Raw genomic sequence first — 14,860 nt, 5'->3', positions numbered from 1 at the left:
GTGCGCGATCACCCCACCGGGCCCGAGGCCTCGTCCGCGACGGTGTGGAGGTCGTGTCCGTCCCGACTGACCAGAGCGGATCGGCGGTCCAGCCTCGGGCCGGCGGGGAGCCTGTCGATGATCGCCCCGTCCACCGGAACCGGGGCGCCAGCCACCCCGAGTACCGCAGCGGTCTCCTGATCGGGGACATCGAACCGTACCCCCGCGTCGGTCACGATCGTCGTCACCGTGCCACGAGTGGACGTGCCACGCCCGACCGCCGTCACCAGCATCCCTCCGCCCGGGATACCGACGACGTCGACAGCCGGTCCACCACCGTCCGCCCCGGCCACCGTCCGGGCCTCCGACTCCGAGGGGGCCGGGGCGCCGGCGACGACGGTCATCCGGCGGGTCGCGGTCCCTTCCCTGCCGGAGTCCCGCACGCACAACACCGGGGAGTCGCGTATCGCGAGAACCGTCGGACGATCCGACGGAAAGGCGTCGACGTCCAGCGCGACCGATCGCGGGACGCCCATCCGGTCGGGTTCGACGGTCTCGACCGATCCCACGGTCGAGGTGGAACGGATGACATCGGCCACCACCGGACCGACCTCCTGGACACCGTCCGCCAACGCCACGTACGTCGCCCTGCCCGAGGCCGTGTCCACGGTGAACACCTGCCCGATCCGCAGGGAGTCCAGACCGTAGTCCACGGGCCTGCCCGCCATCTCGATCTCCGGTCGCACCACCGGATCGACTTCCGGCAGCGGGTCGATCAACGCGGCCGTGACCGGCCGCGGAGCGATCCCCTCCAGCCCGAGGATCGACAGGAGATCACCGTCCGCCAGGTCGATCCTCGACCGGGTGCCGTTCCTCAGCAACCACCCCCTGCCGTCCTGGTCCGCCAGCACGATCTCGTCGACCGAGGTCTCGCGACCGGGCCCCACCGCTCCGTCGCGGGCCACCACACTGGTCGAGACGATCCGGGTGAGACCTCGGTCGGCATCGGCGACCTCGTCGCACACCGTCCACGACACCGCCGCCACGCCGGCCGCATCGCGGGGCGCCGGCAACGCGGACGGCGCCCCGGGGATGCCCAACAGTCCACCCCGCCGGGTCCCGGCGATATCCGAGTCCCGCACCGTCATCGGTTCCGCGGGCTGGCCGGTGACCAGTCGGGCCGAGGCGAGGTTGAACACCGGGTGGACCGTATCGCCGGCGCGGACATACATCTGGCCGGACTCCCGACCCACCATGATCACGGCGCGTTCCACGTCGGGCATCGGGTCGAGCAGAGCCAGGACCGCGGCCCCGACACACCCGAGAACGGCGGCGGCCACTCCGACCGCGAACCCTGCCGACTGGCGCCGGAGCGGGTCGTGAAGCATCCGGACGTCCCGGACGACCACCGCGAGCCGGGCCCGGCGAGACAGGAATCGGTGTCCGTCGACCTGGGCCTTGGTCGTCGGCTTCAGCGGCACGGACCGGTCCCTTCCACGATTGTGACGCCCCGCGGCGGCGGGTTACGGGGGTAGGGTACGCCACGGTCCCGGCCTGGTGGCCGGGCTTCCCGGGCGGCCTTCCATGCCCGCGACCAGGCCTGGAGGAGGACCGATGACCACCCTTCGCGCGTTCCCCGCGGTCGTGGTCGTCGTGGTCGTCCTGGTCGCCTCGGCCGCGCTCGCGGTGATCTGCCCTCCGCACTGGCAACCCTGGGCACAGTTCGGCGTCGCCTCTCTGGTCGCCGGCGCGGTCACGGCCCGTCGTCGGGGTCGGGTGCTCTCGGGACGTGACCCTCGCTCGCGCCGTCTCCCCGTGGACGTGGTGGACCTCGTCTCCCCCGACTTCTCACTGGTCGGCTGCGTGGAGGGTCACCGGGTGGTGACGACAGGGGTCGAGATCTCCGCCGGTGCCCTCCTGACCACGGAGGTCGGCCGCGATGACCCGGCCGACTTCCGGGGAGTGCGGCTCCCGTTGAGCGCTGTGGCACGACAGTTGGATCAGGGTGGGGTGTCGCTCGAGGGGATCGACGTCGTGGTCCACGGTCGGCGAGTCGCATCGGGCCCCGACGGCGAGGTGTACGGCTCACTCGTCGGTCCGCTGGCGCTGATCTCACACCGTCGCGTCCACCTGCTCCTCAGGTTCGACTTGTCCGAGTTGGCCTTGACCTGCCCGGAAGGGGCAGGTCAGGGCGCGCTTCCGAGGATCATCACGGTGGCCACCGAGCGCCTACGCCGATCCCTGGTCCACCACGGGGTTCCGTGCCGGGTGCTCGACGCCACCGAGCTCGCCGAGCGGTTCCTCGAGGCCGAGGTCGAACCCATGGACGGGATGGGATTCGTCGTCCGCCCCGGCGCCGACCCGCGTGAGGTCGTGGACGCGCTCACCTCGGTGCGAGCGTCGGCGATCACCGAGGTGCTCCGCCTCCGACGCGTGCCGGGACGCCACGATGTGGTCGACGCGGTATCGACCGTGGGGCTCGCAGGACTCACCCCGGACTCGCTCCCCCCGTGCGCGGACTCATGCCATGCCCTGCCGACCCCGCGCGTGCTTCCCGTCCCGGGTGAAGACCTCCCCGAGGTGGTCGCCGAATCTCTCGTCCGGCGGCGACTGGACCACCTCGACGGTCTCGCTCCACCCGCCCACGGCTGCGGTCAGATTCTCGGCGCGACACGGGCGGGCAACGCGGCCGCTGTCCAGCTGGCCGGACCTCACCTCCGCTCGGTTCTCCTCGCGGCCGGCTCCGCCGTCTGCCGCCAAGTGGCCTTCCGCGCGGTGGCAGCGGGATACCGGATCGCGGTGGTCACCGACGTCCCGGACCGATGGCGACCCCTGTCGGCGATCGCCGACGAGACCAGGTATCGGATCGTCGTCTCCGGCGCCTCCGATGTGGGCGCACCGGTGGACGCGGTGTTCTGGGACGTCGACGGCGCCCTCAGCGAGGGGCGGATCGACGCGCTCGCCGGGCCCGGCGGTCCTGATGTGACGCCGCCGACCGTGATCCGGGTGGACGCCGACTGGGACCTGTCCTCGACCGGCGAGGAGACGACGTCGAACCCGCCCGATCTGGTGCTCGACGGCCGGATACCGGGATGGATATCCGTGGAACCCCGTTCCGGGCCCACCCGGCGGGTGTCCGTGGTGACCGGCCCGGGCGAAGACGCGTTCGTGGGTCCGTTCCCGGGCCCAGGTCCGAATTCGCGGGACCTCACACCCGCAGGTGCTGAACCTTCCGCCAGCCCGGATCGTCGGTGACCGTCAGGGTCACCTCGCCCTGGTCCCAGCCGGAGCAGGCCACGCGCAGCTGCTCGTGCGCGGGGGTCGTGGAGTCCACGTAGAAGTGCAGGAGCCGGCGGCCGTTGCAGCTCTCGGCGCCCACGCACTCGCCCGTGCCCTCCAGGCGGTCGACCAGGTGGTCCTCGAGGTCCCGCAACCCGGGCAGGGAGGCCGACCCCGGCAAACCGCAGTCCTCGACATCCGTATAGGGCACGTGGACGGCGACGTGCCGGTCGAACTCGGGAGCCGAGAGGGACACCAAGGGCACGCGCACCACGGCGACCATCGGACCCGCGGAGGTGTCGCCGTGCAGGATCTGCCAGGCCGGCTCCCCCGCCTCGTCGGTGTTCTCCTGCTCGATCTCCCGCAGGATCCCGGGCAGCGCGTACAGCGACACCGCGTCGTCCCCCGGGGCCGTGGCGTTGGACCGGATCGTGCCGACCCACGTCTCCACCGCGGCCTCGCCGCACATCGCGTCGAGCAACAGGTAGGCGGCGATCGAGGGATCGGACCCCACCAGTCCGGCGAACCCGGGATGGTGCACGGTCACATCGGCCCGGGAGAGCCCCACGTCCACCACCACCTCCGCCTCGTCGAAGCCCAGCCTCCGGTCGCGGAAGTGCATGGCGCACCCGGAGACCGGGTCGCGCAGGTCGGCGTACGCCCACGCGGAATCGTCGGGCGGGGCCTGGGCGAGCCAGCGGCGCGCCACCCCGCGGAGCTCGGGTATCCCGGCCGCGGTGACGGTCAAGCGATGCGGGCCGCCCTCGGACGCGGGGACGAACTCCCACGACAGCCCGGGGTCGATCGCCTCGATGAGCGAGGTGATCTCCGGGACCACCCGGCGCGCGTTGCCCGACTCGATCGCGGCGGTGGTGCGGCGACACCCGCCCTCCGACCACCACCGCCAGAAGGTGGCCACGGCCCTCTCCGAGCGCAGCCTGGCGGTCTCGATGCGGACGCCGGACAGGTCCATTGACCTGGAGAGTTGTCGGGGTCGTGCCGCGCCGATCGCCATCCGTTCTCCCTCCGTCCGTCACGGTCCGTCCGCCTCGTCTGAATCCAGTATCCGGATATCGCGCCTCTCGTGCCCGGAAGCGGCACACCCGGATCCGGTTTCGGGTCGAGCATGCGGGTCGGCTCGCCGAACGCACAACGGGTGCGCGAGCGCGCCCACACTGGAAGAGTCTGGGGTATGTCCACGCCCCACGGATCCCCCGACGCCCAGGCCCCCGACGCCCGGTCCGGCCCGCGCGTCCTCGTCATCGGCGCGACCGGGTACATCGGCTCCCGCCTCGTCCCCCGACTGCTCGCGGACGGCGCCCGGGTCTCGGTCCTGGCGCGCACCCCCGCCCGGCTCGACGACGTGCCCTGGCGGGACCAGGTGACCATCCACGAGGGCGGACTGGGGGACGAGGCCGCGTTGACCGAGGCGCTCGCCGGCGTCGACGTGGCCTGCCACCTCGTCCACTCGATGGGTCACACCGCGGACTTCGAGCGGGAAGAACGCGAGACCACCGAGGTCTTCGTCCGCGCCGTCGAGGCCGCCGGGGTGGGGCGCATCGTGCACCTGTCCGGGCTGCACCCGGAGGGCGAGACCGATCTGTCGACGCACCTGCGCTCACGCGTGGAGGTGGGGCGGATCATGCTGGCCTCGTCCGTGCCCGCGCTGGTGATCCAGGCCGGGGTCGTGATCGGCTCCGGTTCCGCGTCCTTCGAGATGATCCGGCACCTGACCACCCGCCTCCCCGGCATGGTCACCCCGAAATGGGTGAGCAACCGGATCCAGCCGATCGCCGTGCGGGACGTGGTCCACTACCTCGCCGCCGCGACCACGGTTCCCCTCGAGGGCGAGCTCGCCGACGGCCGCGTGATCGACGTGGGCTCCCCGGACGTGCTGACCTACGGGCAGATGATGCAGATCTACGCCGAGGAGGCCGGACTGCACCGCCGGATCATGGTCCCCGTCCCCGTGCTGACCCCCAAGCTGTCCTCGCTGTGGATGGGACTGGTCACCCCACTCGAGACCGGCCTGGCCCGGCCGCTGGTGGAATCGCTGCGCTGCGAGGCGATCGTCCTCAACGACGACGCCGACGAGGTGCTCGGCGCCCCGCCCGGCGGGCGGACGAGTTACCGGCAGGCCCTGCGCGAGGCCCTGCGCGTGCCCCACGGCCCCGCCCGACCCGCGCTGTGGCCCGCCGCCGACCCGCTCGGCGACCCGGCCCGGCTGCTGCCCAGCGACGCCGACTGGGCGGGGGTGCGCCCGCCCGCCGTGTGGCACGCCCGCGCGGGGAAGTAGACACCGGCGCCATGGACACCGCAGCCGACGGACACGGGCGAGCATGACCGCGGGCAGAATCGACCCCATGCCTGAGCCCGCGCCCACCACCCTGCTCGGCCGCTACCGGCACGCGTTCCGCACCGGCGAGATGGAGACCGCGCCGGTGCCGCCCACGCGGCGTCGCCTCGTCGTCGTCGTCATCACCCTGGTCGTGGGCACGGCCGTCAGCGCCTGGGCGCTGCGGATCCCGCCCGGCGACACCATGTTCTATCCCGCCACGGCCCTGCTCGCGGCGGTGTGGCTGGTGGGGGCCTTCGCCTCCGGCCCGATCCGGGTGGGATGCGAACCGTATCGCCCGGGCCGGCCGATCCTGTCCTCGGTCCTCGCCGCCACGGCCCTGGCGCTCGTCTTCTGTGTGGGGGCGGTGGTGGTGGCGCAGATCGAACCGCTCCGCGAACCCGTCGAGGCGCTGCTCGCCCACGCGACCGTGGGCAACCTGGCGTTGGTGGCCCTGCTCACCGCCGTCAACGGCGCCGCCGAGGAGTGCTTCCACCGCGGCGCGGTGTACTCGGCCACCTCGCGCATCCACCCGATCCTGGTGACCACGGTGATCTACGGCGCCGTCACGGCCGCCGCGGGCATCCCGCTGCTGGTGGTGGCCGCGCTCGTGCTGGGACTGGTCACCGCGGTGCAGCGGCGGTGCACCGGCGGGGTGCTGGGCCCCATCGTCACCCACGTGGTCTGGTCGATGGTCATGCTGTTCGCGCTCTCACCGATCTTCGACGCCGCGAGCGGGTAGCCGCCTACCCCCCGCAGCACCCCGCCCCGGCGCCGGGGCTGCCATACGGGCCACGAGCCGAGCTGCGCTCCGGGCCCGGGCGCACCTCGCGCGTGGTGAGGTTCCGGGCCGCGAGGTCGACATCCGCCGGGTAGTCCACCCCCACCAGCGACAGCCCGCACGCGGGCGCGACGGGCACCGACGACGACCGCTGCGTCTCGCGCAGCAGCCCGGTGATCCACTCCTGGCCGCGCCGGCCCTCCCCCACGGCCATCACCGCGCCCACCAGGCTGCGCACCATGGACCAGCAGAACGCGTCGGCGCTCACCGACGCCGTCCACACCTCGGCCGCCCCGGGCGCGTCCGGCCCGCGCGGATCCGGCTCGGCGCGCCAGTCGAAGCGCTGGAGCTCCCGGATCGTCGTGGCGCCCTCGCGACGACGACAGAACGCCGCGAAATCGTGCAGGCCCAGCAGTCGCGAGGACGCCTCGCGCACCGCACCCAGGTCCGCGGGCCGCGTCCAGGCCGCGGTGTCGCGGGCGCGGGTCGGCTCGGGGCCCCACGGCGCGGTGGTGAGCCGGTACTCGTAGTGGCGGCGCAGCGCCGAGAAGCGGGCGTCGAAGTCCGCAGGCGCCCACCGGGCGTCCATCACCGCGATGTCGGCGGGCAGGAGCCGGGCGAGTCTGCGCACCAGCGCCTCGGGGCGCCCGTCGAACGACCGTTGGTCCAGCCACTCCGGGTCCACGTCGAGGTGGCACACCTGGGCCCGGGCGTGGACCCCGGCGTCGGTGCGGCCGGCGACAGTCAGGGTCACGGGGTGGCGCAAGACGGTCCCGAGCTGCTCCTCCAGGACTCCGCACACCGTGCGCAGGCCGGGTTGCCGGGCCCACCCGGAGAAGTCGGTGCCGTCGTAGGCCACGTCCAGGCGGATCCGGCGGGTGGATGTGACGGTGGAGGTGTCGGACGCGGACTCCGACGGGGTGATCATGATCGTCGACGCTAGCCCACCGGCCCCGGCCGTGGCAGGCTCGGGTCATGCCGCGCCCGACCACCAGGACCGCACTGCTCGAGGCGGCCGCCGGAGAGTACGAGCGGCTGCACCTCGCCCTCGGCCGGTTCGATCCCGGGGTACTGGCCGATCTCACCTGGGAGGCGGAGATCGAGGACACCTCCCGGCACCCGCGGGACGTGCTCACCCACATCCACGCCTGGCAGCTCATGGCCCTCGGCTGGGCGGAGACGGGTGAAGCCGGTGGCACGCCTCAGGTCCCCGGGGAGGGGCGCACCTGGCGCGAGACCCCGGTGATCAACGCCGAGATCCGCGAGCGCTACCTGGGCACCTCGTACGCCGACGCCGTCGAGCTCCTCGCCGGGAGCCACGCCCGGTGCCTCGCCGTGATCACCTCGCACTCCGACGACGAGCTCTTCACCCGGGGCCGCTACGCCTGGACCGGGAGCACCACCCTCGGCGCCTATTTCGTCTCCGCCACCTCGAGCCACTACGTGTGGGGTCGCAAAACCCTCCGCCGGATCCAGCGCGCACTGCCCGCGCGCTCGCTCCCTGGGCCATGAGCGGCCACTCCGACGTCCTGCCGTGGCTGCGGGCGGCCGACCCCTCCACCACTTACCTCGCCGCGCGCGATCTGGAGGACCGCGACGACCCGGGGCTGCGGTCCGCCGTCGCCGGGTCCGGGGTGGGCGCGGCGTTGCTCGGGTACCGGCGTTCGGACGGGCACTGGGGATCCGGCTTCGCCGTGCCCCAGTGGACCAGCACCCACGACACGCTGCTCGAGCTCGCGGCGCTGGGCCTGGACCCCGGTGACCCCCGCGCGACCGCGTCCGTGCGGATGGTGCTGGAGGCCCCGAGGTGCGCCGACGGCGGCCTGCGCGTGAGCCCGAGCGCCCGCCGCAGCGACGTATGCATCAACGGCATGGCACTGACCTACTGCTGCCACTTCGGGGCGGAGACCCCTCTGCTGGCCGGCGTGGTCGACGCGATCCTCGCCGAGCGGATGGCCGACGGCGGGTTCAACTGCCGGAGCACGCGCTCGGGCGCCACCCATTCCTCCGTGCACAGCACCACGAGCGTGATCGAGGGGTTCACCGCCTACCTCGCGGCCGGGCACGCGCATCGCGCCGACGAGGTCGCCGCGGCGCGGGCGGGGGCCGTCGAGTTCCTCCTCGTACACCGGTTGTTCCGTAGCCACCGGACCGGCCAGGTGATCCGCCCGGAGTTCACCCGGCTCCACTATCCCGCGCGGTGGCGATTCGACGTCCTACGCGGCCTCGACGCCGTCACCGCGGCCGGTGTCGTCGACGACGAGCGGCTCTCCGACGGACTCGACATCCTCCGGCGGCGGCGCCGTGCCGACGGACGGTGGGCCGGAGCCCGCGGGTACCCCGGGGCCACCCACGTCGAGTACCCGGCCTCCCGCGAGCCGAACCCGTGGATCACCGTCATCGCACTGCGGATCCTGCGACGGGTCGGGGTGGACTGAAACGCGCCCGGCGGAACTCGTCCAGGATGGAGGAATGCAGCCTCCCCGCCTCGCAACCCCCGTCGCAAAGCCCGTCGCCGTCCTCGTCACCGCCCTCACCGCCGCCTCCCTGCTTGGGGCGTGCGCCGCCGACGACGAGGGGACCGCCGACGGCGTGCCGACCGCAGTCACCGAACTCGACCCCGAGGCCGGCCCGACGTACGCCCGCTACGTGGCCCTGGGCGACTCGTTCGCCGCCCTCGGCGCCACCGACGCCCCCACCAGTGGGCCCGACCGGTGCCTGCGGTCCACCGCGAACTACGCGTCCCTCCTCGCCGAGCGCCGGGACGTGGGAGAACTCGTCGACGTGACGTGTGGCGGCGCGGAGACGACCGACATGACCGAACCCCAGATCCCCGAGACGCCGCCCCAGTTCGACGCACTGACCCCCGACACGGACCTGGTGACCCTCTCGATCGGCGGGAACGACATCGGATTCGGCGCGATGGTGGGATGCATCGTCCAGACCCCGCGGGCGGAGACCGGGGCGCCGTGCCGCGACCGCCTCGAGTCCACGGTGACCGACCAGCTCGACGCGCTCGGCGACCGGCTGGACCGGGTGTACGACGGGATCCGCGACCGCTCCCCCGACGCGCGTGTCGTCACCACCGCCTACCTGCCGCTGGTCCCCGACGACGGCGGGTGCGAGTTCGTCTCCGGGATGAGCCCCGGGGACGTCGCCTGGACCCGGCACGTGACCGAGCGGATCAACCTGATCGTCTCGGACGCCGCCGACCGCGCGGGCGCGGACGTCGTGCTGCCCGAGGACGCCGACGAACGGAGCGCCTGCGCACCCGCGCCGGAGCGGTACACCGACTTCACCGGGCAGGAGACGGGGTCGCACCCGATGCACCCGACGCAGGCGGGCCACGCGGCGATGGCGGAGGCCGTCGGCGCGGTGCTGTGAACGACGGGGCTCAGAACGACGGTGCTCTGAACGACGACGGGGGCCCCGCCCTCCGCATGACGCGGTGGGCGGGGCCCCTCACACCGGATCCGGGACGGATCGGGCCTCGGTGACTCAGGCCTTGTCGGTGTCCTCGCTGGTGGCGTGGGTCGTGTCCTCGGAGACGGCGTCGGCGGTCTCCTCGGCGGTGTCCACGTCGGCGTCGTCCGCGGCCTCGACCTGATCGGCGATCGGGCTGTTGGCCTCGGCCTCTGCCGTCACCTCATCCGTGGTCGCCTCGTCCGTGCTCTCCTCGGCGGGCTCGGCCGGGGCCGTGGCCGCCTTGGAGGCGGCGGCACGGGTGGCACGAGAGGCCTCGGCGGAGGCCAGCTCCTCGGTGACGAGCGCGATCATCGCCATGGGCGCGTTGTCGCCCTTGCGGTTCTCGAGCTTGACGATCCGGGTGTAGCCGCCATCGCGGTTCGCGGCCCGGGGGCCGATCTCGGCGAACAGCTTGTGCAGGACGTCCTTGTCGCGGATGACCTTGGCGGCCTCACGACGGTCGGCCAGCGTGCCACGACGGGCCTTGGTGATGAGCTTCTCCGCGTACGGACGCAGCAGCTTCGCCTTGGTCTCCGTGGTGCGGATCGCATCGTGCTCGAACAGCTGGGTGGCCAGGTTCGAGAGGATGAGCCGCTGGTGGGAAGCGGAACCGCCGAGGCGGGCGCCCTTCTTGGGCTTGGGCATCAGATTCTCCTAGGAATGGTGTGCTGAGAGCTCGTCAGAGCTGCTCGGTCTCGGCGTAATCCTCGCCACCCTCGTCGGTCCACGTGCCGGTCTCGGCGTCGTAACCGGCGACCGAGGCGGGATCGAACCCGGGGGGCGCATCCTTGAGCGACAGGCCGAGCTCCACGAGCTTGACCTTGACCTCGTCGATCGACTTCTGACCGAAGTTGCGGATGTCGAGCAGGTCGGACTCGCTGCGCGCCACGAGCTCGCCCACGGTGTGGACTCCCTCGCGCTTGAGGCAGTTGTAGGACCGGACGGACAGGTCCAGGTCGTCGATCGGCATGCCGTAGGCGGCGATGTGATCGGCCTCGGCCGGGCTGGGCCCGATCTCGATGCCCTCGGCCTCGTCGTTGAGCTCCCGCGCCAGGCCGAAGAGCTCGACCAGGGTCTTGCCGGCGGACGCCAGTGCGTCACGCGCGGTGATCGAGTTCTTGGTCTCGACGTCGAGGACCAGGCGGTCGAAGTCCGTGCGCTGGTGCACACGGGTGGCCTCGACCTTGTAGGTCACCTTGAGCACGGGCGAGTAGATCGAGTCGACCGGGATGCGGCCGATCTCGTGTCCCGCGTCCTTGTTGAGCCCGGCGGGGACGTATCCGCGACCGCGCTCGACGACCAGCTCGATCTCCAGGCGCCCCTTCTCGTTGAGGGTGGCGATGTGCAGGTCCGGGTTGTGCACCTCGACGCCCGCGGGCGGGACGATGTCGCCGGCGGTGACGGCGCCCGGGCCCTGCTTCTTGAGGTACATGGTGACCGGCTCGTCCTCGACGGACGAGACGACCAGTCCCTTGAGGTTCAGGATGATGTCGGTGACATCCTCCTTGACGCCCGGCACGGTGGTGAACTCGTGCAGGACACCCTCGATGCGGATGCTGGTCACGGCCGCGCCCGGGATGGACGACAGCAGCGTGCGACGCAGCGAGTTCCCGATGGTGTAGCCGAAACCGGGCTCGAGGGGCTCGAGCACGAACCGCGAGCGGTTCTCGGAGACGACCTCCTCGGTGAGGGTGGGCCGCTGGGAGATGAGCATGTGCTACCTCTTTCGATTCTCGGCGTCCGCTATTTGACGCCGTAGTAACCCACCGTCGCCGGGAGGGCCGCGGTGTGCGGCCCTCCCGGCGACGAGGGAGGACGGATCACTTCGAGTAGAACTCGACGATCAACTGCTCCTGCAGCGGCACGTCGATCTGCGCGCGCTCGGGAAGCTGGTGCACGAGGATGCGGAGCGTCGTGGGGACGACCTGCAGCCACGCCGGGACGGGACGCTCGCCGAGGCTCTCCTGGGCGATCTCGAACCAGTCCATCTTGGTGGACTTGGGCCGGACGTCGATGATGTCGTACTGCGAGACCCGGTAGCTCGGGACGGTCACCTTCTGGTCGTTGACCCGGAAGTGGCCGTGGTTCACGAGCTGACGTGCCTGACGACGCGTCTGCGCGAGACCCGCGCGGTACACGACGTTGTCCAGACGCGACTCCAGGAGCTGGAGGAGGTTCTCGCCGGTCTTGCCGCCGCGGCGGTGAGCCTCGGCGTAGTAGCGACGGAACTGCTTCTCCATCACGCCGTAGGTGAAGCGGGCCTTCTGCTTCTCCTGCAGCTGTGTGCGGTACTCGGACTCCTTGATCCGCGCGCGGCCGTGATGGCCGGGCGGGAAGGGCCGACGTTCGAATGCGGTGTCCCCACCGACGAGGTCCACGCCCAGACGGCGGGACTTACGGGTGACGGGGCCGGTGTAACGTGCCATGGTTCTCTACGTTCCTTCCGGCTCAGACTCGACGCCGCTTGGGCGGACGACAGCCGTTGTGGGGCTGGGGGGTGACATCGGAGATCGTGCCCACCTCGAGGCCGGCGGCCTGGAGTGAACGGATGGCGGTCTCCCGGCCCGAACCCGGGCCCTTGACAAAGACGTCGACCTTCTTCATGCCGTGCTCCTGCGCCTTGCGGGCCGCGTTCTCGGCGGCGAGCTGGGCGGCGAAGGGCGTCGACTTGCGCGAGCCCTTGAAGCCGACGTGGCCCGAGGACGCCCAGGCCAGAACGGCACCGGACGGATCGGTGATCGAGACGATCGTGTTGTTGAACGTGCTCTTAATGTGGGCCTGGCCGTGAGCGACGTTCTTCTTCTCCCTGCGACGGCCCGTCTTCTTGGGGCCCGCAGCGCGTGACTTGGGGGGCATTACTTCTTCTTTCCGGCGACGGTCTTCTTCGGACCCTTACGGGACCGGGCGTTGGTCTTGGTGCGCTGTCCGCGGACGGGCAGACCCCGGCGGTGGCGGATGCCCTGGTAGCTGCCGATCTCGATCTTCCGGCGGATGTCGCCCTGGATCTCACGGCGGAGGTCACCCTCGACCTTGTAGTTGCCTTCGATGTCGTCTCGAAGGACGGTCAGCTGCTCGTCGGTGAGGTCCTTGGTCCGCAGATCCGGGCTGATGCCGGTCCGCTCGAGGATCTCGACGGCCCGCGTGCGACCGATGCCGAAAATGTAGGTGAGCGCGATCTCCATACGCTTGTCGCGTGGGAGATCGACGCCGGCAAGACGTGCCATGTGGCGTTTCTCTTTCGTCGTGCGGTAGGTCTGCTCCCCGACCGTCCCCGCTGGCGCATGGTCATCTCACGATGAGCATCCGTCCGGGGCCCTGGCCTCCGCATCCAGGGGTGTGGTACCCGCCTCACCGACGATGCGGGAGGCGGCTGGTACGGGGAGTTGAGCGATTTACTTGTAGCGGTAGACGATCCGACCGCGGGTGAGGTCGTACGGCGACAGCTCGACGACCACGCGGTCCTCGGGCAGGATGCGGATGTAGTGCTGCCGCATCTTCCCACTGATGTGCGCCAGGACCTTGTGTCCGTTCTCGAGCTCGACGCGGAACATTGCGTTCGGCAACGGCTCGACAACCCGGCCCTCGACCTCGATGGCTCCGTCTTTCTTTGCCATGCTGGTAACGGTCCTCCACGATTCCCCGGATGTCATCTACCGGATTCTGGTGCACTGGTGGGCACACCGACGTATAAGCCTACGTCAGTGCGCGGTGCAGTGCCAATCGGAGGTCATCCGTAGCAGGCGCGTCCCGCCGGGACGCCGTCGAACCGTTCCTGCAGCCAGTTCATCGCCGCCGGCAGCTTCTCCACCGCGCCGAGGAGATGCTCGGGCGCCAGACCCGGCTCCCAGGTCAGCGGGGTCCCCTCACGGCAGTAGCGCGCAGCGGTGTCCTCCGCGTCCCAGAAGGGGACCAGCGGGTCGGTCCGGGAATGCCACATGAACACCGGCACGCGGGGCACGTCCGGCGACAGTCGCACGCTGTTCTCGGCGAACGCGCGCATCAGACCCTCCTCGGCGACCAGGTCTCCCCCCTGCAGGACCAGCGGCACGGAGCGGAACGCGCCGAAGAACAGCAGAGAGGCCGTGCACCGGCCCTTCATCTGCTCGAACAGCGCCCAGCCCTCGGGGGTGAGCCTGTCCTCCAGTCGGATGTCCTCCGGATACTCCCGGGCCATCCCCACGGCGGCCGCGAACGCCAGGCCGAAGGCCGGGTGCGGCCCGTTGCCGATCATCCGGGCCATCGTCGTCATGTCCGTCGGGATCCCGCCCTGCGCGACCCCCACGAGATTGACGTCCGGCGCGTAGTCGTCGTGCATGACCGAGACCCAGGCGCTGGCGATGCCGCCACCGGAGTACCCCAGCGCGCCGAACCGGCTGTCCCGGGCGTCGAAGCGGGGGTCGTCACGCACCGCCCGCATCCCGTCCAGCACGATCCGTGCGGACAGCTGACCGCCGGGGTAGGCCACCTTGGGGCCGAGATGATCGGGGATGATCACCGTCCACCCCTGATCCAGCCGGACGCGGAGGAACGCCATCGCGTTGTCCTGCGCGGTCTCCAGGGTCGGGTTGACCAGGGTCTCCGTGGGGGCGCACCGCTGGCCGAGGGCGTTCAGGTAGTGCTGGTAGCTCAGGACCGGCCCGTTCGGGCGGGCGTGGGGCGGACGGACCACCGTCGCCGTCGCGAGGATCGGACGATCGCGCGTGTCGGTCGACCGGTACGCGATCTCCGTCACCTCGTACCCGGCGAACGCCGGCATGCTCACGACGCGGGTGTTGATCACCTGACCGAGAGCCGCTCCGGCGAGCACCGCGGGATCGGCGTGGTAGAACGGCGCCGGCTGCGGGTCCTCCATGAGGGATCCCGTTCCGCCCTCCATGACCGACTGTGCCCCCGCCGAGGGGGATGGTCCCGTGAGCTGGGCCAGGATCACGAGCGCCGCGAGGGCGGCAGCGATCGCCGCACGCGACGAGGTGGTGGTTCGGCGCACGTGTGGGTGAACGGGCATGCCCTGACCTTTCGGG

16 protein-coding genes are annotated in these 14,860 nt (G+C 71.5%); 6 read left to right on the top strand and 10 right to left on the bottom strand.

All coding sequences use genetic code 11. From position 1 onward, the window contains the following. Positions 1–8 precede the first annotated feature (8 nt). The gene (gene eccB / locus H483_RS35915; protein ID WP_017838228.1) at positions 9–1,460 is read right to left on the bottom strand and encodes a type VII secretion protein EccB; all 1,452 of its coding nucleotides are present in this window, start codon (positions 1,458–1,460) and stop codon (positions 9–11) included. 133 nt (positions 1,461–1,593) lie between these two features. On the opposite strand from eccB, the gene H483_RS35910 reads away from it, so the two are divergent. Continuing rightward, entirely contained in the window at positions 1,594–3,234 is a 1,641-nt protein-coding gene (locus tag H483_RS35910) for a type VII secretion protein EccE (RefSeq protein ID WP_017838227.1), read from the top strand. Here the strand turns inward: H483_RS35910 and H483_RS35905 are convergent. Continuing rightward, the gene (locus H483_RS35905; protein ID WP_031265205.1) at positions 3,188–4,273 is read right to left on the bottom strand and encodes a DUF695 domain-containing protein; all 1,086 of its coding nucleotides are present in this window, start codon (positions 4,271–4,273) and stop codon (positions 3,188–3,190) included. The genes H483_RS35910 and H483_RS35905 overlap by 47 nt on opposite strands. Before the next feature lie 177 nt (positions 4,274–4,450). On the opposite strand from H483_RS35905, the gene H483_RS35900 reads away from it, so the two are divergent. Together H483_RS35900 and H483_RS35895 are read left to right on the top strand one after the other, a co-directional pair. Then, complete coding sequence (locus tag H483_RS35900) at positions 4,451–5,554, top strand: NAD(P)H-binding protein (protein ID WP_017838225.1); 1,104 nt, start codon at positions 4,451–4,453, stop codon at positions 5,552–5,554. Positions 5,555–5,621: 67 nt separating this feature from the next. After that, positions 5,622–6,335, top strand: a complete 714-nt coding sequence (locus H483_RS35895) for a CPBP family intramembrane glutamic endopeptidase (protein WP_238556381.1) — start codon at positions 5,622–5,624, stop codon at positions 6,333–6,335. A 4-nt stretch (positions 6,336–6,339) separates the two neighbouring features. On the opposite strand, the gene truA is transcribed toward H483_RS35895, so the two are convergent. After that, positions 6,340–7,302, bottom strand: a complete 963-nt coding sequence (gene truA / locus H483_RS35890) for a tRNA pseudouridine(38-40) synthase TruA (protein ID WP_017838223.1) — start codon at positions 7,300–7,302, stop codon at positions 6,340–6,342. Between the two features lie 47 nt (positions 7,303–7,349). Between truA and H483_RS35885 the strand changes: the two genes are divergently transcribed. From H483_RS35885 to H483_RS35875, 3 genes are read left to right on the top strand one after another with little or no spacing between them, the layout of a single operon-like run. Further along, on the top strand, positions 7,350–7,886 hold the full coding sequence (locus H483_RS35885) for a ClbS/DfsB family four-helix bundle protein (RefSeq protein WP_017838222.1): 537 nt from the start codon (positions 7,350–7,352) through the stop codon (positions 7,884–7,886). After that, positions 7,883–8,812, top strand: coding sequence for a hypothetical protein (locus H483_RS35880; RefSeq protein ID WP_017838221.1), 930 nt, complete (start codon positions 7,883–7,885; stop codon positions 8,810–8,812). Before H483_RS35885 ends, H483_RS35880 begins: the two co-directional genes overlap by 4 nt. Positions 8,813–8,846: 34 nt before the next feature. Next, the gene (locus tag H483_RS35875) at positions 8,847–9,758 is read left to right on the top strand and encodes an SGNH/GDSL hydrolase family protein (RefSeq protein WP_017838220.1); all 912 of its coding nucleotides are present in this window, start codon (positions 8,847–8,849) and stop codon (positions 9,756–9,758) included. 114 nt (positions 9,759–9,872) lie between these two features. Here H483_RS35875 and rplQ read toward each other — a convergent pair whose 3' ends face one another. The 7 genes from rplQ to H483_RS35840 all read right to left on the bottom strand — a co-directional run bounded on the left by rplQ (position 9,873) and on the right by H483_RS35840 (position 14,844). Further along, positions 9,873–10,484, bottom strand: coding sequence for a 50S ribosomal protein L17 (gene rplQ / locus H483_RS35870; RefSeq protein WP_017838219.1), 612 nt, complete (start codon positions 10,482–10,484; stop codon positions 9,873–9,875). Between the two features lie 34 nt (positions 10,485–10,518). After that, positions 10,519–11,553, bottom strand: a complete 1,035-nt coding sequence (locus tag H483_RS35865) for a DNA-directed RNA polymerase subunit alpha (RefSeq protein WP_017838218.1) — start codon at positions 11,551–11,553, stop codon at positions 10,519–10,521. Positions 11,554–11,659: 106 nt separating this feature from the next. Further along, positions 11,660–12,265 (bottom strand): 30S ribosomal protein S4, encoded by a 606-nt coding sequence (gene rpsD, locus H483_RS35860; RefSeq protein ID WP_017838217.1) that lies wholly within the window; start codon positions 12,263–12,265, stop codon positions 11,660–11,662. Between the two features lie 22 nt (positions 12,266–12,287). Then, complete coding sequence (rpsK, locus tag H483_RS35855) at positions 12,288–12,695, bottom strand: 30S ribosomal protein S11 (protein ID WP_017838216.1); 408 nt, start codon at positions 12,693–12,695, stop codon at positions 12,288–12,290. After that, entirely contained in the window at positions 12,695–13,063 is a 369-nt protein-coding gene (gene rpsM / locus H483_RS35850) for a 30S ribosomal protein S13 (protein ID WP_017838215.1), read from the bottom strand. Before rpsM ends, rpsK begins: the two co-directional genes overlap by 1 nt. A 168-nt stretch (positions 13,064–13,231) precedes the next feature. Beyond that, positions 13,232–13,453 carry a translation initiation factor IF-1 gene (gene infA, locus H483_RS35845; protein WP_010541191.1) on the bottom strand — a complete coding sequence of 74 codons (222 nt, stop codon included), beginning with the start codon at positions 13,451–13,453 and terminating at the stop codon, positions 13,232–13,234. Between the two features lie 113 nt (positions 13,454–13,566). After that, positions 13,567–14,844, bottom strand: coding sequence for a lipase family protein (locus tag H483_RS35840; protein WP_141244212.1), 1,278 nt, complete (start codon positions 14,842–14,844; stop codon positions 13,567–13,569). Between the last annotated feature and the right edge of the window lie 16 nt (positions 14,845–14,860).

The sequence above is a fragment of the Dietzia sp. UCD-THP genome (assembly GCF_000349585.1).
GTDB classification, from domain to species: domain Bacteria; phylum Actinomycetota; class Actinomycetes; order Mycobacteriales; family Mycobacteriaceae; genus Dietzia; species Dietzia natronolimnaea_A.
This window is presented reverse-complemented; position numbering and strand designations above follow the sequence as displayed.